This is a genomic window from Acidovorax sp. Root217 (assembly GCF_001428645.1).
Lineage (GTDB): Bacteria > Pseudomonadota > Gammaproteobacteria > Burkholderiales > Burkholderiaceae_C > Acidovorax.
This window is the reverse complement of the sequence record NZ_LMIH01000038.1, coordinates 1-20,001: the sequence shown is the minus strand read 5'-3', so window position 1 is coordinate 20,001 and position 20,001 is coordinate 1. Positions and strand designations below refer to the sequence as shown.

Genomic DNA, 20,001 nt, shown 5'->3' with positions numbered 1-20,001 from the left:
ATCTTCAGCGTGGCGGACTATGGGTTGGAGGCGGATCTGTTTACCGCTGTGCCGGAGCTGGTCAAGGCGCTGTAAAGCGCAACCGGAAACGACATTTCACCATTTCAGGAGACAAGCATGCACAACAACAAGCCCCTCAACCGCCGCCGTCTGCTGGCAACCGCCACGGCGGGCATCGCCGCCGCTGCAGCACCCGCCTGGGCCAACACAGCGTGGCCCAGCAAGCCGATACGCATCGTCGTGCCCTACACCGCGGGCGGTTTCACCGACCAGATGGCGCGCCTGCTGCAGGTCGGGCTGCAGCAGGCGCTAGGGCAACCAGTCGTGATCGACAACAAGCCGGGCGCCAACAGCATCATCGGCGTGGATGCCGTCGCCAAGGCCGCACCGGACGGCCATACCTTTGCCGTGGTGATCGCCGCCTATGCGGCCAACACCACGCTGTACCCCAAGCTGCCCTACGACCCGAAGAAAGACCTGGTGGGTGTGTCCCTGATGGGGATTTCGCCGCTGGTGGCCGCCGTCGCCACGAATGCCCCGTACAAGACCACGGCAGAGCTCGTGGCCTATGGGCGCGCCAACCCTGGCAAGCTGAGCTACGCCTCGTCGGGCGCCGGTTCGGCCGCGCACCTGACCTCCGAACTCATGCGCCTGGTCACCAAGGTCGACATGGTGCATGTGCCGTACAAGGGGGCGTCCCCCGCGCTGGCTGACCTCATGGGTGGGCAGATCCCCTTGTTCCTGGACCCACCGCCCAACCTGATCCAGCCCGCCAAGGCCGGCAAGATCCGCCTGATCGGCGTGGCCAGCGACAAGCGCGTGCCCGCGCTGCCGGACGTGCCGACCTTTGCCGAGCAAGGCTATCCCGGCATCGTCGGCAGCACCTGGGCCGCCATGCTGGCGCCGGCCGGTGTGCCGCGCGAGATCGTGCAGCGCATGTCCACCGAGGTCGCGCGCATCATCCGCAGCGCGGAGGTGTCGCGCCGCCTGGAGCAGAGCATGGGTACGTTTGCCGAGGGCTCCACCCCGCAGGAGTGCGATGCCTTCATTGCCAGCGAGACCACGAAGTGGGCCAAGGTCATCCGCGATGCCGGCGTGGTGGTCGACTGAGAGGCTGAGAATCTTTCGCCCATGCCCGCCTTGCACGCCAAAACACCCCGGCTCGTCGTTACAAATCCTCGCCATAGCCCGAGCTATGGCTGTGCTTTGCGCCTAGATCCGAGGCGTTTTGACGCGCCCCTCGGTCACGGTCAAAAAATTCCCAGCCTCTGATTCAGCCACATAACGATTGCTCCCGGCACCTATGCGCCGCATCTGCATCCTCCTACAAGGCTGCAACCGGTCGATCCGTACGATCAGTCATCCCTGCCACTGCGCTTGCCCGCAGCCAGGCCCCCCTTTGGCCAAGAGGTGCCGCCATGATGACCGATTCGCAAAACCTTTTCAGCACAGCGCAGGCCCTGCCTGGTGCGCTGGCGTCGATGGGTTCTGCCCCGGTCATCCGGCAGCTTCGGCACCTGGTGGACAACGGATTGGCCGACCTGCCCCAGCCCGGCACTGGCCGCACGCTGGAGCGCTGGCAGGCGCTGAGCCTGGTGGCCGGCCACGACCTGTCGCTGGCCAGGCTGTACGAAAGCCATACTGATGCCCTGGCCATCCTGCGTGAATTGGGCGGTCAGCCACGATCGCGCGGCGAGGTTTGGGCCATGTGGGCGGCCGAGTCGCCAGGGCGGCGGCTCGAAGCCATTGACCGGGGCGCTTCAGGCATCGTGCTGTCGGGCTCCAAGGCCTCGTGTGCTGGCGCCCTCGGTGCCAGCCATGCGCTGCTTACGGCATGGCTTCCCGGGCAGCAACCGCAACTCATGGCGGTAGAGCTCGATGATCCCAGCGTCACCATCCAGACCAATGACTGGCACGCCGTGGGCATGGCGGACACCGGCAGTGCGGATGTGACCTTCCACAACACACCTGCGATCATGCTCGGGTCCCCAGGCGATTTCATGCGGCGCTGCGGCTACTGGCATGCAGGCGCCGGGATCGCTGCGTGCTGGCACGGTGGCATTCGCGCGGTGGCCCAGGTGCTGTATGCAGCGGTGCAGCAATGCCCATCCACCCATCCCCTGCATACCACGCGCGCTGCAGCATTGGGCAGGGTGGATGTGGTCGTCAACAGTACCGCGGCCGTATTGCGTGACAGCGCGTCCTGGATCGACGCCCACCCCGGCGATGCGGCGATGACCCTGGCCTTGCGCACCCGGCAGGCCGTAGGGAACGGCGCCTTGCGGGTCCTGGAGGAAACGGGGCGTGCCCTGGAGGGCACGGCCTTCAGCCGGAACCCGTTTTTTGCGCGCATGGCGGCAGCCCTGCCAGCGTTCATGCGCCAGAGTCAGGGTGATCGCGACGATACCGCCCTGGCCGCAGCGCTGCTCGCACAGGAAAAGCCACCAGCCTGGGCCCTCTGATCCGCGCACGCCCTTTGCGGTGCCGTCCTACATCCAGAGGCCCTGCTCCCGCTTACCATTGGCTTGTCGATACCGCAGTCGACATCCCCCCACTTGCATCACTGCAAGCGGAAAGCCCGCTCAGCGCGGGCTTTCCTTTTTGTGCTGCGCTGCACCGAAACCCCTCCCGCTCCAGGGCTGTTGCGAATGGTTGCCCGACTCCCGTTTCCTGCGGTTCAGAATGCTCTGTCTCCAACCATGCGGGGGTTCTATGCCGATGGAGTACCTGAAAGTGATCGCTGTCGAGATGCTTCCGTTCGACGTGGACGACGAGGCAGGCGTGGACAAGCTTCGGGTGCTGGAAGCGGCCGGCATGGTGGAAGTGCAGTTCACACAGGAGCGCGGCAGCCCGGCCCGCGTGGTCGCCATCACCGGTCTGGGCAGGGCCTCGCTGCTCGCCGAAGTCGCCAAACAGGTCATCCGACAGCGAAGCCCCGAGGTGTCGTCCGCCTGGGCGGCGTTGTCCTGAGGCGAATTTCCCGGGAAACATAGGTACGGCTCCCATTCAGCTGCGACTTGGCTCGCAGTGAACTTCGTGTGTGCCGGTGCCATTGGCGCTTGTAGAGGCTTCTGTCCCCGACATCGGCTGCGTAGACGCATGAAGGTGAACGCTATGCCCCAAAAGACGGGCATCGCTACCTGAGCCACTTCCTTCCATGCGCACCTTTACGGCAAATCAGGGCTCTCGCCTTTTGCAACGCCTCTGCACGAACACCGTGTAGGTAAATACCTACCAGCGCATGCGCACCGGTCTTGCGGTCGCATATTGCAGTGCAGCAGAACATGGAGGTCAACAACCCCTCCATCATGAACGACGCAGCGCAATCGACTCCCTTCGCAGCCACTTCGGCTGCGGCGTCGTCCCACTTTCATCACTATGAAGTGCTGGGCGCCCATGTGGATTCCACAGCCACCACCTTCACGGTATGGGCGCCCAATGCCCGCCAGGTCGAAGTCATCGGTAGTTTCAGCAACTGGGCGCCCCTGGCCATGCAGCGCGCACAGGACGGCTCGGGCCGCTGGAGCACGCGCGTGGATGGCGCCGGCCATGGCGATCTGTACAAGTACCGCATCCAGGATTCGCATCGCCAGTGGGCAGAAAAGGCCGATCCCTATGCCACCCGGCAGGAGCACCCTCCCGGCACAGCCTCCCAGATCTGGAACCTCGACTACGAATGGAACGACCGCGCCTGGATGGCCGCACGCGGCGAGCGGCAGGCGCTGGGCGCGCCGATGTCCATCTACGAGGTGCACCTGGGCTCCTGGCAGCGCCAGGAAGACGGGCGTTTTCTGAACTACCGAGATATCGCGCAGCGCCTGGCAGCCCATTGCAACGCCCTGGGCTTCACGCACGTGGAGCTGATGCCCATTACAGAACATCCTTTCTATGGATCGTGGGGCTACCAGGCCACTGGCTACTTCGCACCCACGGCGCGCTATGGCGATCCGCAGGACCTGATGGTGCTGGTGGACACCCTGCACCAGCACGGCATCGGCGTGTTGCTGGACTGGGTGGTGTCGCACTTTCCATCGGATGCGCATGGCCTCGCCCGCTTCGACGGCACGGCGCTGTATGAGCATGAAGACCTGCGCAAGGGCTTTCACCCCGAGTGGAACAGCCTGATCTTCAACTACGGCCGCTATGAGGTGCGCGACTTCCTCATCAGCAACGCCTTGTTCTGGCTGGGCAAGTACCACTTCGATGGCATCCGCGTGGATGCGGTGTCATCCATGCTCTACCTGGATTTTTCGCGCAAGCCCGGCGAATGGGTGCCCAACGCCGATGGCGGGCACCAGAACTGGGAAGCCGTGCGCTTTCTGCAGGACCTGAACTGCGCCGTCTACGCCGAGTTCCCCGACGTGCACGTGATCGCCGAGGAGTCCACTGCCTGGGCCGGGGTGTCGCGCCCCGTCGATACCAACGGCCTGGGCTTCGGCATGAAGTGGAACATGGGCTGGATGAACGACACGCTTCGCTACATGCAGCGTGACCACGCGCACCGGCACTGGCACGAGGGCGATATCCGCTTCTCCATGGTCTATACCTTCGACGAGAACTTTGTGCTGGCGCTCTCCCACGATGAAGTGGTGTATGGCAAGCGCAGTCTGCTGTCTCGCCAGCCGGGCGACCAGTGGCAGCGCTTTGCCGGCCTGCGCACGCTCTACGGAATGATGTGGTCGCACCCGGGCAAGAAGCTGCTCTTCATGGGCGGTGAGTTCGGCCAGATCGACGAATGGCACCACGAGCGCACGCTGGACTGGCACCTGTGGGCCGAGGCCCGCCACAGCGGCATGGCGCGCTGGGTGGCCGACCTCAACCGCACCTACCGCGAGCGCCCTGCCTTGCACGCGCACGATTTCGATGCCGAAGGCTTTGCCTGGGCGCCCATGGCACCGCACCAGACCACCGTGCTGGCCTTCATCCGCCGCGCTGGCGACGACATCGTACTGGCCGTGCACAACCTGACGCCGCAGCCTGTCGCCGCACTGCGGGTTGGCGTGCCGGTGGCCGGGCACTGGCATGAGTTGCTCAACAGCGATGCCGAAGCGTACGGCGGCAGCGGCATGGGCAACTTTGGCGGAGTGGATGCAACGCCCACGCCGCTCGAAGGCCAACCGGCCCACGTGCACCTGACCGTGCCCCCTCTTTCGACCGTTCTTCTTTCCAACCGCCCCACAAGGGCTTGATTCTTCACTGGAGCTGATGCTATGTCGCGTACCCGAAATGTGTTGGCGATCGTGATGGCAGGGGGCGAAGGCTCCCGCCTGCACCCCCTGACGGACGAGCGCTGCAAACCTGCAGTGCCCTTCAATGGCAAGCACCGCATCGTGGACTTCGTGCTGTCCAATTTGGTCAACTCGGAGATCTATTCGATCTACCTGCTGGTGCAGTACAAGTCGCAGTCCCTGATCGAGCACATCCGCAGCTCCTGGACCATGACGCGCTTCATCCCCCAGCACTTCGTGACGGTGGTGCCGCCGCAGATGCGCAACGGCCCCGAGTGGTTCCAGGGCACGGCCGATTCGGTGTACCAGAACATCCACCTGATCGAATCCTTTCAACCCGACATCGTGGCGGTCTTTGGTGCTGACCACATCTACCGCATGGACGTGCGCCAGATGGTGGACTTCCACCGAGACAGCAAAGCCCATGTGAGCGTAGCAACACTGCCGGTGCCCCTGTCGCAATGCAACCAGTTCGGCATCGTGGAGATCGACGCCAACCATCGCATTGCCAACTTCGTGGAAAAGCCCAAGAACACTCGCCCCATGCCCGGCAGCAGCACGCATGCGCTGGCATCCATGGGCAACTACCTTTTCGATGCCGATGTTCTGCTCGACGCTCTGAAGAAGGCGCACGCCACAGGCCACAGCGACTTCGGCCGCGATATCCTGCCCACCATGCTGCAATCTCATCGGCTGATGGCCTATGACTTCACCGCCAATGAGATCCCCGGTACCGCGTCTTATGAAGAGCATGCGTATTGGCGCGACGTGGGCACCATCGATGCGTATTTCGATGCGCATTTCGATACTCTGGGCGCCACACCGCGCTTTCGCATGACCAACCGCGAGTGGCCAATCTACGCCAGCCCCGACCAGGCCGAGTCGGCCCAGATCGAGAACGGCGTGATACACCGCTCGGTGGTGGGTTCGGGCAGCATCGTCGATGGCGCAACGCTCAACCATGCCATGCTGCGCCGCTCGGTGCTGGTGGAACGCGATGCGACGCTGGAGCACTGCATCGTCATGGAACGCTCGCGTATCGGCCAAGGTGCCCACGTGCGCCGCGCCATCATCGACCAGGACAACGATATCCCCCCAGGCGAGCGGATCGGCTTCGACGAAGCGGAGGATCGCCGCCGGTTCCACGTCACGGAAAGCGGCATCGTGGTCGTGCCGCGGCAGTTCTTTCCAACGCGCACTGCGTTCGTGAGCAATACGCTCAAGGTGGACCGGGTGCGCCAACCCGTGCCAGCCGCCCTGGGCAACGACTTCAGAGCCGCTGCATGAAGCCCGAAGTGCATGCCGCAGGCCCCCTTCCCACGAACCACTTCAAGCGGGTGCGCCCTGTGAGGCAAGTCGGCCCCGGCCGACCCTGGCCCCTGGGGGCGACCGTGGACCGGCTGGGCGTCAACTTCGCCGTCTATTCCTCTGTGGCGACCCGCGTGGAGATCTGCCTGTTTTCCGAAAACGACCGGGAGATGGAGCGCATCGCCCTGCCCTGCCTGACCGACGACGTGTGGCATGGCCATGTGGCGGGCGTCAAGGCAGGCCAGAAGTACGGCCTGCGCGTGCATGGCCCCTATGAACCCGAGGCCGGACAGCGTTGCAACAGCGCCAAGCTGCTGATGGACCCGTTCTCCAAGGCGCTGGACAGGCCCGTGCGCGGCGCGGCGGACCAGTTCGGCTACGAACTCGCTCAGCCCGATGAAGACCTGGTGCCCAGCAAGCGGGACAATGGCCGCACGGCACCCAAATCCCGCGTCGTGCGCTCGCGCTTCGACTGGGGCGACGACCGGCCGCCCCGGGTGCCGGCGCGCGACACGGTGTTCTACGAGGTCCACGCCAAGGGTTTCACGCAGACCCACCCGGGCGTGCCGGAGAACCTGCGGGGAACCTACGCGGGCCTGGCATCGCCGGCTGCCATCGCACATTTCAAGCAGCTGGGCGTGACCAGCATCGAATTGCTGCCGGTGCAGGCCTTCATCGACGACCACCGGCTGGTGGAGATGCAACTGGCCAACTACTGGGGCTACAACACGGTGGCTTTCTTCGCACCCGAGCCGCGCTACGCGGCGCGCGCGGGCGCCGACGGCGGGGTCGATGAATTCAAGGCCATGGTCAAGGCACTGCACGCGGCAGGCCTGGAGGTGATCCTCGACGTGGTCTACAACCACACCGGCGAAGGCAACCACCTGGGGCCCACGCTCAGCCTCAAGGGCATAGACCACGCCGCCTATTACCGCCTGACCGAAGACCGGCGCATGTGCATGGACTACACCGGCACCGGCAACACGGTGGACAGCAGCAGCCCGCCCGCCCTGCAACTGGTGATGGACAGCCTGCGCTATTGGGTGCAGGAGATGCATGTGGATGGCTTTCGCTTCGACCTGGCTTCGGCCTTGGGGCGCGATGCCGCAGGTGCCTACACCTTGCGCGCGCCGTTCTTCGCAGCGATGGCGCAGGACCCGGTGCTCTCGCGCACCAAGCTCATCGCCGAGCCCTGGGACCTGGGGCCCTATGGCTACCAGCTGGGCGGCTTTCCCGTTGGCTGGATGGAGTGGAACGGCCGCTACCGCGATGCCGTGCGTGATTACTGGATCAACGCGGACGGCAGCCTGCCGGCGTTTGCGGCCTGCCTGTGCGGCTCGGCCGACATGTACCAGCCCCGGCGGCGCCGGCCCACGGCCAGCGTGAACATGGTCACCGTGCACGACGGCTTCACCCTGGCCGACCTCGTGAGCTACAACGAAAAGCACAACGATGCCAACGGCGAAGGCGGCCAGGACGGAGAATCGCACAACCGCAGCTGGAACTGCGGGGCCGAAGGGGATACCGACGATGCCGACGTGCTCGCGCTGCGCGAGCGGCAGGTGCGCAACTTCCTGGCCACCCTGTTCATGTCGCACGGCACGCCGCTGCTGCTGGGTGGCGACGAGCTGGGGCGCACCCAGCAGGGCAACAACAATGGCTACTGTCAGGACAGTGCCCTGTCGTGGTACGACTGGGAACGCGCGGGCCGGCACGGCGAACTGCAGTCCTTCACCCAGGCGCTGGCGGCCTTGCGCCGGGCGCTGCCCGTGGTCCGGCCCCACACCTGGCCCGTGGACGAGGCGGGCCTGCCGCAGCTAGTCACCGTGAGGTGGCACAGCGTGTGGGGAATGGACATGACCGCGGAGGAATGGGATGACCCCGCAGTGCGCTGCGTGGGTGCGGTCATGGAAAGCGTGGCCGAGGAGGAGCTGTCGGTGATGCTGCTGTTCAACGCCAGCGATGCCGATGCCGTCTTCACCCTGCCCGCTGAGGGCTCCAGCCGCAGCTGGACGCTGCGCATGGACACCCGCGATGCCCGCGTGGTAGCCGTGGGCGAGGAAGCCGGCGCACCCACCGTGGCAGCCGGCGGGCAGCACACCCTGCTGGCACGTTCGATGGCGATACTGACGGCACCTTTCGCACCCAGCCCCCCTGCCACCGCATGAGGCGCACGCACACCATGCCCTTCGGCGCCCGGCTGCTGGCCGGTGGCGGTGCCCGGTTCTCGCTCTGGGCGCCTGCGGCTCAGGAAGCAGCATTGTGGTACCGCCCGACGCCGAAGGCGGCGGCCCGAACCCTCCCCGCCACCCGGGCCGACGGTGGCTGGTGGCAGGCTAATGCCGCCGACGCCGGTGCGGGCACCCCGTACCGCTGGCTCATCGACGGCAAGCTCACCGTGCCCGACCCGGCCTCGCGCAGCAATCCCTGGGGGCCGCACGAGCCCAGTGTCGTCACCGATCCCGCCAGCCATGAATGGAAGACGGACTGGGCCGGCCGACCCTGGAACGAACTGGTCTTCTACGAGCTGCATGTGGGCAGCTTCAGCCCGCTGGGTACTTATGAAGGCGCCATCCGCAAGCTGCCGGAGCTGGCGGCCCTGGGTTTCACGGCGCTCGAACTGATGCCGCTGGCCGGCTTTGGCGGGCAATGGGGCTGGGGCTATGACGGCGTGCTGCCTTTCGCGCCGCATGCGGCCTATGGCAGCCCGCAAGACCTCAAGCGCCTGGTCGACGAGGCGCATGCGCTGGGAATATGCGTCTTCCTCGACGTGGTCTATAACCACTTCGGGCCTGACGGCAACTACCTGCATGCGTACGCGCCCCAGTTCTTTTCGAGCAGCCATGCCAGTCCCTGGGGTGCGGCCATCAATTTCGACCAGGAGGGCAGCGCCGTGGTGCGCGATTTCTTCGTGCACAACGCGCTGTACTGGATCGATGAGTTCGGCATGGACGGCCTGCGCCTGGACGCGGTGCACGCCATCGCCGACGACAGCCGTCCCGACATCCTGCAGGAGTTGAGCGCACGCGTGCGCGAGCTGGCCACGGCCAGCGGGCGCTTGGTGCACCTGGTGCTGGAAAACGAGAAAAACCAGCCCGCCCGGCTGTCCTCCTCGCCCGAGCCCGGCCTGTACGATGCCCAGTGGAACGACGATTTTCACCATGCAGTGCATGTGGCTCTAACGGAAGAATCCCAGGGCTACTATGCCAAGTTTGCGCGCCACCCGCTGGCCTTGCTGGCGCGGGTGTTGACCCATGGCTTCGCCTTTCCCGAGGCGGCCAACGTGGCCGGCGGCGATCCGGTGCCGCTGACGTGTATGGTCAACTTCGTCGGCAACCACGACCAGATCGGCAACCGCGCCTTCGGCGAGCGGTTGGGGCAACTGGCGCCTGCCGAGGGGGCAGAACTGGCGCTGCTGCTGGCCTTGCTCACCCCGGCCACACCCATGGTGTTCATGGGCGATGAATTTTCAGCGTCCACGCCGTTCCGGTACTTTGCCAACTGGGACGGTGGCCTGCGCGACGCGGTGCGCGAAGGGCGCGCGCGCGAGTTCGGCCACGCGTTGACCAGCGATGCCGTGCTGCCCGACCCTTGCGACGTGGCCACTCTTCAGGCCAGCCGACTGCAATGGGACGAATCGGACACGTCAATCGGGCAGACTCGCCGGGCCTTGGTGCAGCGATCATTGGAGGCGCGGCGCACCTGGTTGCAGCCCCGTGCGCAGCAACTGTGCGCAGTGGGCCACACGGCGGAGTTCGTGGGAGAGAGCGGCCTGCGCGTGGCCTGGCACTACCAGGACGGAGCAATACTGAGGATGGAAATGAACCTGGGACCAGACACGGTGGACGCCACACCGTCCGCAACTGCGGCGGACATCGCTGCCGTTGAGGTATTCAGCCACCACTGGACAGGTGACGAGCGGCTGTGGGCCCCATGGTCGGCCCGGTGGACCTGCACCGAAGGTTTGGCATGAGCCAGGAGCCAGCTGTTCATGATGCGCTCGGTTCAGACCTGCACCAGCGCGCCGAGCGCGCCGGCATCGCTACCGAATACGCAAGCTTCTGGGGCGAAACCCTGACCGTGAGCCCCGAAGTCCTGGCCAGGGCCCTGGCCGCCATGGGCGCGCATGCCGATGGCAATGCGCCGCAACCCATCGTGGTGGAACAGGGCCATGCCGCGCAGGTGCCGCTGGACGCGGATGGCCCATGGCAACTGCTAACCGAAGAACCCGGCGCGGCAGCACTGCTGGAGGGGACCGGCAGCGTCGCAGAACTGCCTGCTACGCTGGGCTCTGGGTACTACCTCCTGCACTCGCCCGGTGCCGAGAGGCTGCTCATCGTGGCGCCCCGGCGCTGCTGGCTCCCCGAGGGCCTGCAGTCTGGCGAGCGCTGGTGGGGCATCACCGCACAGATGTACGCGCTGCGTTCGGAGCGCAACTGGGGCATCGGCGACTTCACCGACCTGGCCACCCTGGTCCGGCTGGCGGCTTCGCGGGGTGCCGCGTTCGTCGGCGTGAGCCCGCTGCATGCCTTGCGCACGGAACACCCCGAGCAGGCCAGCCCCTACAGCCCCAGCAGCCGACTGGCGCTGAATGTGCTGCATATCGACGTGGCGGCTGTGCCCGAATTTGCCTGCAGCACCGAAGCCCAGGCCCTTTTAGCGGACAGCGGCTTTCAGCAGCGCTTGCGCGAGGTGCGTGCCAGCCCGACCGTGCGCTACGCCGAGGTGGCGGCGCTGAAGGAACCCGTTCTGGCCTTGCTGTGGCAGGAGTTTCGCTCAACCCACTGGGAGGCCGCCACAGCAAGAGGCCAGGAGTTTGATGCATTCATGGCGCAGCACCAGGCGACACTGGGCCTGCATGCGCGCTACGAGGCCATCCAGCTGAACCTGGGTGCGCGGGATCCGCAGGTCTGGGGCTGGCCCGCCTGGCCGCAGGATCTGCAAGACCCGCAAGGCGCTGCGGCACTGGTCTTCGCACGCGAACATGCCGATGCGGTGGCGTATAGGTACTGGCTGCAGTGGCTGGCCTACGTCCAGCTGGGCCAGGCGTTCGAGCAGGCGCGCGCGTGCATGCCGCTGGGCCTGTACTGCGACCTGGCCGTGGGCGCCAGTGACGGCGGCTCCGAAACCTGGATGTCCCCCGGCCTCTATGCCCGGGGCATGAACGTGGGCGCCCCGCCCGACCCCCTCAGCACTCAGGGCCAGGATTGGGGCCTGCCTCCCGTCAATCCCGTGGCACTCAGCGATGCGCGCTTCCTGCCGTTTCGGCAACTGCTGGCCAGCGTGATGCGCCACGCCTGCGCGCTGCGCATGGACCATGCCATGGCGCTCATGCGGCTGTACTGGAACAGCCCCGAGGGCGGCACCTATGTGCGCTACCCGCTGGAGGCGCTGGTTGCGGTGATGGCCATCGAGAGCCACCGCCACCAGTGCATGGTGATCGGGGAAGATCTAGGCAATGTGGCGCCGCGCATGCGCGAGGCCATGGCCGAGCATGCGCTGCTGTCGTATCGCCCGCTGATCTTCGAACGCCTGGAAGACGGCGCCTTTCGCCCGCCGGCCGACTGGCAGCCACAGGCGCTGGCCGTGGTCAGCACGCACGACCTGCCCACGCTCAAGGGCTTCTGGGGTGGGGACGACATCGCCATCCAGCACTCGCTGGGCTGGCTTGGGGACAGCGATGCTCAGGTGCGCGCCCAACTGGCGCGCGCCCAGGACCGCACCCACCTGCTGGCCGCCCTCGACGCCCAGCAACTGCTGCCACAGGGCACCACGCTCGACGCCCAATCCACCCCCGAGATGACACCCGCACTGGCCGCTGCCGTGCATGCCTTCCTGGCGCGCACGCCATGCCAGCTGCTGGGCGTGCAGCTCGAGGACCTGACCGGCCAGCGCGAACAGCTCAACGTACCGGGCACCACCGAAGACCGCTACCCCAACTGGCGCCACCGCATGCCGTTGCCGCTGGAGCAGTTGAGCGGCGATCCGTATTTCGAAGCCATCAGCCAGGCCGTGGGCAATGCCCGCCGCGCTGCGCTGGTCGAACCTGCCGCTGAACTGCCACCGCTGGTATCGGCGGACGTGCCCGGCGCCACCTACCGGATGCAGCTCAACCGCGGGTTCACCTTCGCGCAGGCCACTGCGGTCGTGCCCTACCTGCATGCGCTGGGCGTGAGCCACCTGTACACGTCCCCCTACCTCAAGGCCGCCGCCGGCAGCATGCATGGCTACGACGTGGTGGACCCGACGGTGCTCAACCCCGAGATCGGCACCGAGGCCGAGCATGCCGCGATGTGCGAGGCGCTGGCCGAACGCGACATGGGCCACGTGCTGGACATCGTGCCCAACCACATGGGCGTGGAGGACCCGGCCAACCGCTGGTGGCAGGACATGCTGGAGCATGGTGAAGCCTCGCCGCACGCGGCCACCTTCGACATCGAGTGGCAGCCGGCCAACCCCCAGACCGGCCGGCGCGTGCTGCTGCCGGTGCTGGGCGACCACTACGGCAAGCTGCTGGAGGCAGGCGAGCTGCAGCTGCGCTTCGATGCCGCTCAGGGCCGCTTGCAGGTGGGCTACTGGGACCATGCGTTTCCGCTCGATCCACGCAGCTACGCCCTCGTGCTGACGGCCGTGTCCATGCCGGCGGCCGCACCGGCTGGGGAACTGGCCGAAATGGCCTCGCTCGTGGATGCGCTGGGCCAGGTGCCGCCCCAGGGCAGCGACGATCCGCAGCAGCGCGCGGCGCGTCTGCGCGATGCTCCCCTGTACCAGCGCCGGCTGGCAGAGATGGCACAGGCCTACCACTGGGTATCGGACTGGGTGCAGGCCTGCATTGTTCGGGCCAACGGGCAAAGGGGAGATGCCGCGAGCTTCGACCTGCTCGACGCGGTGCTTCAGGCCCAGGCCTACCGGCTGGCCGACTGGCGCGTGGCGGGCGACGACATCAACTACCGGCGCTTCTTCGACATCAACGCCCTGGCCGCCATCCGCATGGAAGAGCCCGAGGTCTTCGAGGCCGTGCACGCCCTGCCCCTGCGCTGGCTGGCCGAGGGCAAGGTCACGGGCCTGCGCATCGACCACCCGGACGGCCTGGCCGACCCGGCCCGGTACTTCGAGCGGCTGCAGCAGCGCCACGCCGCGCAGCGCCAGGCCCGAGGGCAGCCGCAGCAGGCGCTGTACCTGGTGGTCGAGAAGATCATGGCCGACCACGAACCGCTGCCTGCCGACTGGCTGGTGCATGGCGGCACCGGCTACCGCTTCAGCACCCTGGTCAACGGCCTGTTCATTGCAGCCGACGCGCAGGAGCGCTTCGACGCCGTCTATGGCGAATTCACCGGAGACATGCAGCCCTTCGAGGAAGCCACCTACGAGTGCAAGCGCCTGATCATCGAGACGGCGCTGTTCAGCGACATGGCCTGGCTAGTGGCCACGCTGAGCAAGATCACGCGGGCCGATCGCGCGGTGTGCGACTTCACGCGCAACCAGTTGCGCGTGGCCCTGGTGGAGGTGGCAGCCCAGTTCCCCGTGTACCGCACCTACGTGGTACCCGGCGGCGCGCCGCCCAGCGAGGCAGACCGGCAGCACATCGCCTGGGCCATCAGCGCCGCGCGCCGGCGCCTGGGGTCTGCCGAAGGCGGCGTGTTGGCCTATCTGCAGGCAGTGCTGCAGGGCGAGCCCGGGGCCGAGCCCACTCTGCGCGCGCGCTTCACCCGCCGATGGCAGCAGTTCACGGCACCCGTGATGGCCAAGTCGGTCGAGGACACGCTGTTCTACCGCTATGTGCGGCTGGTCTCGCTCAACGACGTGGGGGCGGAGCCGCGGCGCTTTGGCGTCTCGGTGGCGGCTTTCCACCAGGGCAACCTGCAGCGCTCGCGGCATCTGCCGCACGAACTGCTGGCCACCTCCACGCACGACAGCAAGCGTTCGGAAGACGTGCGCGCACGGCTCAATGTGCTGTCTGAAATGCCTGATGCCTGGCAGGACACGGTGCAGGCGCTGCAGGCGGTCGGCCAGCGCTTCGAGGTCGAAATCGACGGGCAGGCATCGCCGCTGCCCCACGACCTGTGGGGCTTGTACCAGGCCATGGTGGGCATCTGGCCAGCCCGCGCCACGGACGCCCATGAGCGCCAGGAGCTGGTGCAGCGCATCCAGCGCTACAAGGAAAAGGCCATGCGCGAGGCCAAACTCATGAGCAACTGGCTGTTCCCCAACGAGGCCTACGAGGCGGCCGTGCGCGATTACATCGAAAAGGCCCTGTCCACGGAACGTTTCGTCGCCGTGCTCGAGGACTTCGTGCAACGCATCGCCCCCCATGGCTTTCGCAACAGCCTGGGCCAGCTGGCGCTCAAGCTCACGGCGCCGGGCGTGCCGGACATCTACCAAGGCTGCGAGGTCTGGAACTTCTCGCTGGTGGACCCGGACAACCGCCGCCCCGTTGACCTGGCGGAGCTGGCCGCTTCGCTGCAGCCGCTGCGCGCGCTGTACCAGGGCAATGCACAATTTCCGAGCCCTGCCGACTGGCATGCGCTGTTGGGCGACGGCCCTGCCATGCCCCCCGGCGCCAAGCAACTGGTCACCTGGCGCCTGCTGCAACTGCGCCGGGAGATGCCTGCGCTGTTCCGCGATTCACTGTACCTGCCGCTGGCCGTGGAGGGCGCGTCTCAGGCCCACGCACTGGCCTTTGCCCGCATTGGCGGGGACCAGGCCGTGGTGGTGGTCTGCGCCCGCCTGCTGCTGGGCCTTGGCAAGAACGGATGGGGTGACACCCGTGTGGCCCTGGCCTCGGCCCACCCGGCCCTGGCGCGCCCAGGCCGCTGGCGCGACTGGATGACCGGCAACACGCTGGCCAATGCAGCAGAGCATTCCCTGAACGATGTGCTGGGCGATGTCGGCCCTTCCAGCGCCCGCCTGCCCTTTGCCATTCTGGTGGCGCAAGATACCCCTTTATGAAGATCCTGTTCGCCACGCCCGAATGCGCCCCGCTGGTCAAGACCGGTGGGCTCGGTGATGTCAGTGCCGCCCTGCCCCGTGCCCTCAAGGCGCTGGGGCACGAGGTGGTCATCCTCATGCCCGCGTATGGCGGCATGGCCATCGACGGCACGCTCGACGCCATCGTGCCCGTGCCTGCCTACGGCCCCTGGCCGGCCGCGCAGCTGCTGCAGGTGATGTCGCCAGACGGCATGCCCTTTTTGCTGTTGTCGTGCCCGGCCCTGTATGCGAGTGCCGGCACGCCGTACGGCGATCCGGCCCACACGCCCATGCACGAGCAGGCCCTGCGCTTTGGCCTGCTCAGCCGCGTTGCGGCATTGATCGGCACGGAGCACAGCCCCTGCGACTGGCGCGCCGACATCGTTCACGCCAACGACTGGCCCTGCGGGCTGGCCCCTTTGTACCTGCACCAGGCGCGGGCCGCCGGTCAGCAGGGCGTGGCCCAAAGCCTGATCACCATCCACAACCTGGCATTCCAGGGCGTGTTCCCCATGGATGCCTGCGAGGTGCTGGACATCGCACCGATGTACCGGGGCATGGAGGGCGTGGAGTTCTGGGGTCAGTTGTCCATGCTCAAGGCCGCCCTGCAGTTCGCTGACGCCATCGCCACGGTGAGTCCGACCTATGCGCGAGAAATACAGAAACCGGCCCTGGGCTTCGGGCTCGACGGTGTGCTGCGCGCCCAGGCCGGCCGGCTGCATGGGCTGCTCAACGGCATCGATATAACGGTATGGAACCCGGAGATCGATCCGTTGATCGCAGCCAACTACGGGGTGAAAAACCTGGAGGCCAAGGCGGTGAACAAAGCCGCCTTGCGCAAGCGCTGCGGCCTGGCCGAGTCGCCAGGTCCGCTGCTGGGCCTGGTGGGGCGGCTCACCTCCCAAAAGGGGGTGGACCTTGTGCTGGCGGGGGCCCCTGCCCTGCTTGCGAGCGAGGCCCAACTGGTGGTGCTGGGCCGAGGCGAGGAGCCGCTGGAGGCTGGTCTGCGGGCGCTCGCCAAAGCGCATCCGGGGCAGGTCCACGCCACGCTGGGCTTCGACGAGGCGCTGGCGCACCAGATCGAGGCCGGTGCCGATTGCTTTCTCATGCCCTCGCGCTTCGAGCCTTGCGGCCTGAACCAGATGTACAGCCAGGCCTATGGCACGCCGCCAGTCGTCACGGCCACCGGTGGCCTGGCCGATACGGTGAGCGATGCCGGCCCTGGCCTGGACGAGGGGACCGGCTTCATGATGGCCGCTCCCACGCAGGCAGAATTCGACCGTGCACTGGGCCGCGTGCTGCAGGCCTGGGCGCAGCCCGCGCTCTGGCGCGGCCTGCAGCGCCGGGGAATGTCCCAGCCCTTCGGCTGGGAAGCTGCGGCCCGGCAGTACGTGCAGCTGTATGCGCAACTGCTTGGACAGACGGTGTCACCACCCGCCGCCCAGATGCAGAACGTGGTGAGCATCGACAGCCGGCGCTGAGCCTCAAGCGCCCGCCGCCAGGGGTGACGCTGGCTGGAACGGCTCCGGACGGCGCTGCAGGAGGCGCACGGCGGGTCTATCACCCGCTGGCGGCTCGATGAGCAGGCGCGCTGGTGCTAGGGCATACACCAGCGCCCTCTTGTGCTCGGGGGTGGAAAAACTCTCTCCTGCCTCCAGCACGACGTCGCGCGTGTCGTGGTCCAGGGTGATCCAGACCGTGCCGCTCTGGCAATGCATGCTCTGGCCCGCGGCGTCGGGCACATGGTGCAAGCCGCGGTGGGTAAGTTCGATGATCATGGTAAATGCTCCTATCCATTCGCTGATGGAATGAATATAGTGAGACGACTCTCTGTACTCAAACGGTCATTTGGAATCCTTCGCATGCCAATCCAGAATGTGAAAACGTCTTCCTCGGCCATCGGTCGGGAAGAGCTGCCGCCGCTGGACCTGCTGCGCAGCTTCGAGGCCTCGGCGCGGCACCTGAGCTTTACGCAAGCGGCGCAGGAGCTCTACCTCACCCAGTCTGCGGTCAGCCGCCAGATCCAGCAGATGGAAGCCTGGCTCGGTGTGGCCCTGTTCGAGCGCCGGCACCGGTCCCTGGTGCTCACCGAGGCGGGGGCCGTCATGCACCGGGCGGCAGTGGATGCGCTGGAGCGGCTGCGCGACGCCACCGCACGGGTGCGTGCCGTCCCGGCCCTGCGCCAGGTGGCCATGACCTGCACCCCGGGCTTCGCATCGCTGTGGCTCATCCCCCGGCTGGCGCGCTTTACCGCGCAGCACCCGGATGTGGACGTGCGCATCTCCGCCACCCTGGAGCTTTTGGACCTGGACCGCAGCCAGCTGGACCTGGCGGTGCGCTTTTGCCCGACCGAGGATGGGCTGGGCACTCCCTTGTTTGAGGAATGGGTGGTCCCCATGTGCTCTCCTGCCCTGGCCACCAACGCAGCCAACCCCTTGCAGCAGCCCGCCGACCTGGTGCGCCACACCCTGCTCGCCGTGGACCAGCACCCTGGCATGCCGCTCACGGTGGAATGGGACCCCTGGGCGCGGCTGATGGGGGTGTCAGAAGTGCGCATGAAAAACACCGTGCGCTTCACCCAGTACGCCGATGCGGTGGCGGCGGCGATGCAGGGGCAAGGCGTGGTGATCGGCCGGCTGCCGCTGTTGGCCGAGCTGGTGGAAAGCGGCCGACTGGTGACGCCGTTCGGCAGTTGTGCCTCGTCGCAGCGCGGCTACTACATGGTGTCGGGTATTCGCGGCGGCGCCAACCCCGATGCGCAGGACTTCGTGCGATGGCTGCGCAGCGAGGCCGACGCGGCGCTGAAACCCGCCACGCTGGCCTGACCGCCCGCACCCTGTGCTGGATTTCACGGTTTCAATCAATGCTGCAAGCATGTTCCCAATCAAAACGGGTGCGCGCCCACCTTTTCCAGTAAATTGCCCCTGCGCAGCCTGGGCGCTTTCTTTTCAGGCGTGGAAAAAAGGACGCGCAATGCTGAAAGCTTTTTCGCTCAAACTACCCGGCCAGTGTCTTGTGGCCTTGTGCATTCTGGCGGGTACAGCCAACGCCAATGCCAAGGCAGTGTGCCCTCGTCCCGCCAAAGGGCCGCAGGCCACCCCAGGCATCATTCCGGCCAACACCAGGCTGATAGAAAACAAACGCTATTACTCGCCAGACAAGTCGGTGTATCTGGTTCACCAGAGCGACGGCAACCTGGTGCTGTACAAGCGGGTGAGAAGAGATGCGCAGGTAGCTCTCTGGAATGCGGGCACCTACCGCCAGGAGACCCGATGCGCGGTTTTCCAGGGCGATGGCAACCTCGTGGTTTATAACATGGTAGAAAATGCCCTGTGGAACTCGGCTGCTGACGCGAAGAAGCGCGACCGAACGTTCTGGGATTCCTTGCCTCCCTATGGAATCGACAGCAAAAGCTACCTGAGACAGTACGGCACGCCCCATCTGGCCGTACAAAATGACAACAACCTGGTGGTCTACGATGGAAGCGGAGTACCGCTGTGGGCGTCCGGAACCGCGGCGCGGTGAGGCCTGCCTTTGTCTTACCGAACCCCGACTATCAACGCCCCGCTTTGGAATGGCAGGCCATGGGCAGGTGATCGTTGGCGGCTACAAAGGGCTCGTGCAGCACCTTGCGTTTGGGTAGCGGCGCGCCTGGCAGACCAAGTGTCTTGACCTGCACTGCAGCCCTTCCATCGGCAGTGGCGCCCATTTCAAGCTGTACTGGGTCCTCTCCCGTCTGCATGTGGTGGGTCCAGGCCACGTCCGAGATCACTGCATGCTCGGCGATCACCAAACCCAGAAGATCGGTGAATTCACGTTGCTGCGATGGCTGCCACTGCACCTGGATCGTGAAACACCGGCCGTTGTTGGAGCAATTGATCGTCAGGTAGGGCTTGCCTTCCTGGCCCGTTTGCGCTTTCGCTTCGGGCTGGGCGGGCTGGTTCTTCCGGGCCCGGTTCTTGAGCGATTCGTGGCGGAATATCTCCAGCGATGCGCCGGGGTCTTCTTCGCCGAGCACCGAGGTATCGATATGGGCGGGGACGATGGGGTTGGAACGGGACATAAAGGCACCTCACACCAGTGGGCTCCGGATATTCTGCGTACCAGAACATTCACCCTGGATCCTGTGGATCCATTGGCACTCGCAAGGTCCTGGAGCTTTGGGACGATGCGATGGCCAAATAGGCCATGAGCGTACCGGCGGGTGACCGATGAGTCCATGGTGAACCTGGCGTCCATTCACGGCTGTAGGACAATCACGGGGCGGCGGGCCATCTTCTCTCTGCGATCGCCGTATTTCGTAAATACGTTTGGTAGCGCGTTACGAGATTATTCCGATAATCAGCGAACAATCGGCGAACGCGGGAAACTATTCACTCGCAGCCAGTAACAGGGTGCAGTTCATGGCGGCAAGTCTTCTTGGTATGGCGAGGCGGGGCGGATTCAAAAGCGAAGCGCAACACCCTGGATTTCAATGAACAAGGGTGGAGTGCTGCGG

The 20,001-nt window shown here is 66.1% G+C and carries 13 protein-coding genes; 11 read left to right on the top strand and 2 right to left on the bottom strand.

Annotated elements, in window-relative coordinates:
- Nucleotides 1-117 precede the first annotated feature (117 nt).
- The 9 genes from ASE31_RS26170 (at nucleotide 118) to glgA (ending at nucleotide 16,984) form a co-directional block, all read left to right on the top strand.
- Nucleotides 118-1,110, top strand: coding sequence for a tripartite tricarboxylate transporter substrate binding protein (locus ASE31_RS26170; RefSeq protein ID WP_057205313.1), 993 nt, complete (start codon nucleotides 118-120; stop codon nucleotides 1,108-1,110).
- A 311-nt stretch (nucleotides 1,111-1,421) separates the two neighbouring features.
- Nucleotides 1,422-2,462 carry an acyl-CoA dehydrogenase gene (locus tag ASE31_RS26165; RefSeq protein WP_235514774.1) on the top strand — a complete coding sequence of 347 codons (1,041 nt, stop codon included), beginning with the start codon at nucleotides 1,422-1,424 and terminating at the stop codon, nucleotides 2,460-2,462.
- Nucleotides 2,463-2,718: 256 nt separating this feature from the next.
- Nucleotides 2,719-2,970 carry a hypothetical protein gene (locus ASE31_RS26160; RefSeq protein ID WP_235514773.1) on the top strand — a complete coding sequence of 84 codons (252 nt, stop codon included), beginning with the start codon at nucleotides 2,719-2,721 and terminating at the stop codon, nucleotides 2,968-2,970.
- A 314-nt stretch (nucleotides 2,971-3,284) separates the two neighbouring features.
- Nucleotides 3,285-5,189, top strand: coding sequence for a 1,4-alpha-glucan branching protein GlgB (gene glgB, locus ASE31_RS26155; RefSeq protein ID WP_082604379.1), 1,905 nt, complete (start codon nucleotides 3,285-3,287; stop codon nucleotides 5,187-5,189).
- Nucleotides 5,190-5,210: 21 nt separating this feature from the next.
- Nucleotides 5,211-6,515 (top strand): glucose-1-phosphate adenylyltransferase, encoded by a 1,305-nt coding sequence (gene glgC / locus ASE31_RS26150; RefSeq protein ID WP_057205307.1) that lies wholly within the window; start codon nucleotides 5,211-5,213, stop codon nucleotides 6,513-6,515.
- The gene (gene glgX, locus ASE31_RS26145; RefSeq protein WP_057205305.1) at nucleotides 6,512-8,704 is read left to right on the top strand and encodes a glycogen debranching protein GlgX; all 2,193 of its coding nucleotides are present in this window, start codon (nucleotides 6,512-6,514) and stop codon (nucleotides 8,702-8,704) included. The genes glgC and glgX overlap by 4 nt, the downstream gene beginning before the upstream one ends.
- Nucleotides 8,701-10,509: a malto-oligosyltrehalose trehalohydrolase gene (gene treZ / locus ASE31_RS26140; RefSeq protein ID WP_057205302.1), complete on the top strand. Its 1,809-nt coding sequence runs from the start codon at nucleotides 8,701-8,703 to the stop codon at nucleotides 10,507-10,509. The genes glgX and treZ overlap by 4 nt, the downstream gene beginning before the upstream one ends.
- Entirely contained in the window at nucleotides 10,506-15,485 is a 4,980-nt protein-coding gene (gene treY, locus ASE31_RS26135) for a malto-oligosyltrehalose synthase (RefSeq protein WP_057205316.1), read from the top strand. The genes treZ and treY overlap by 4 nt, the downstream gene beginning before the upstream one ends.
- Entirely contained in the window at nucleotides 15,482-16,984 is a 1,503-nt protein-coding gene (glgA, locus tag ASE31_RS26130; RefSeq protein WP_057205301.1) for a glycogen synthase GlgA, read from the top strand. Before treY ends, glgA begins: the two co-directional genes overlap by 4 nt.
- A 3-nt stretch (nucleotides 16,985-16,987) precedes the next feature.
- Here glgA and ASE31_RS26125 read toward each other — a convergent pair whose 3' ends face one another.
- The gene (locus ASE31_RS26125) at nucleotides 16,988-17,281 is read right to left on the bottom strand and encodes a DUF2917 domain-containing protein (RefSeq protein ID WP_057205298.1); all 294 of its coding nucleotides are present in this window, start codon (nucleotides 17,279-17,281) and stop codon (nucleotides 16,988-16,990) included.
- Nucleotides 17,282-17,365: 84 nt separating this feature from the next.
- Here ASE31_RS26125 and ASE31_RS26120 point away from each other — a divergent pair, with 84 nt between their 5' ends.
- Both ASE31_RS26120 and ASE31_RS31275 read left to right on the top strand, forming a co-directional pair.
- Nucleotides 17,366-18,328, top strand: a complete 963-nt coding sequence (locus tag ASE31_RS26120) for a LysR substrate-binding domain-containing protein (protein WP_057205295.1) — start codon at nucleotides 17,366-17,368, stop codon at nucleotides 18,326-18,328.
- A gap of 13 nt (nucleotides 18,329-18,341) precedes the next feature.
- A complete protein-coding gene (locus ASE31_RS31275; protein ID WP_157412669.1) occupies nucleotides 18,342-19,028 on the top strand; it encodes a hypothetical protein in 687 nt (228 codons plus the stop codon).
- Between the two features lie 31 nt (nucleotides 19,029-19,059).
- Here the strand turns inward: ASE31_RS31275 and ASE31_RS26110 are convergent, their stop codons facing one another.
- Nucleotides 19,060-19,566 carry a hypothetical protein gene (locus tag ASE31_RS26110; protein WP_057205289.1) on the bottom strand — a complete coding sequence of 169 codons (507 nt, stop codon included), beginning with the start codon at nucleotides 19,564-19,566 and terminating at the stop codon, nucleotides 19,060-19,062.
- Nucleotides 19,567-20,001: the final 435 nt, after the last annotated feature.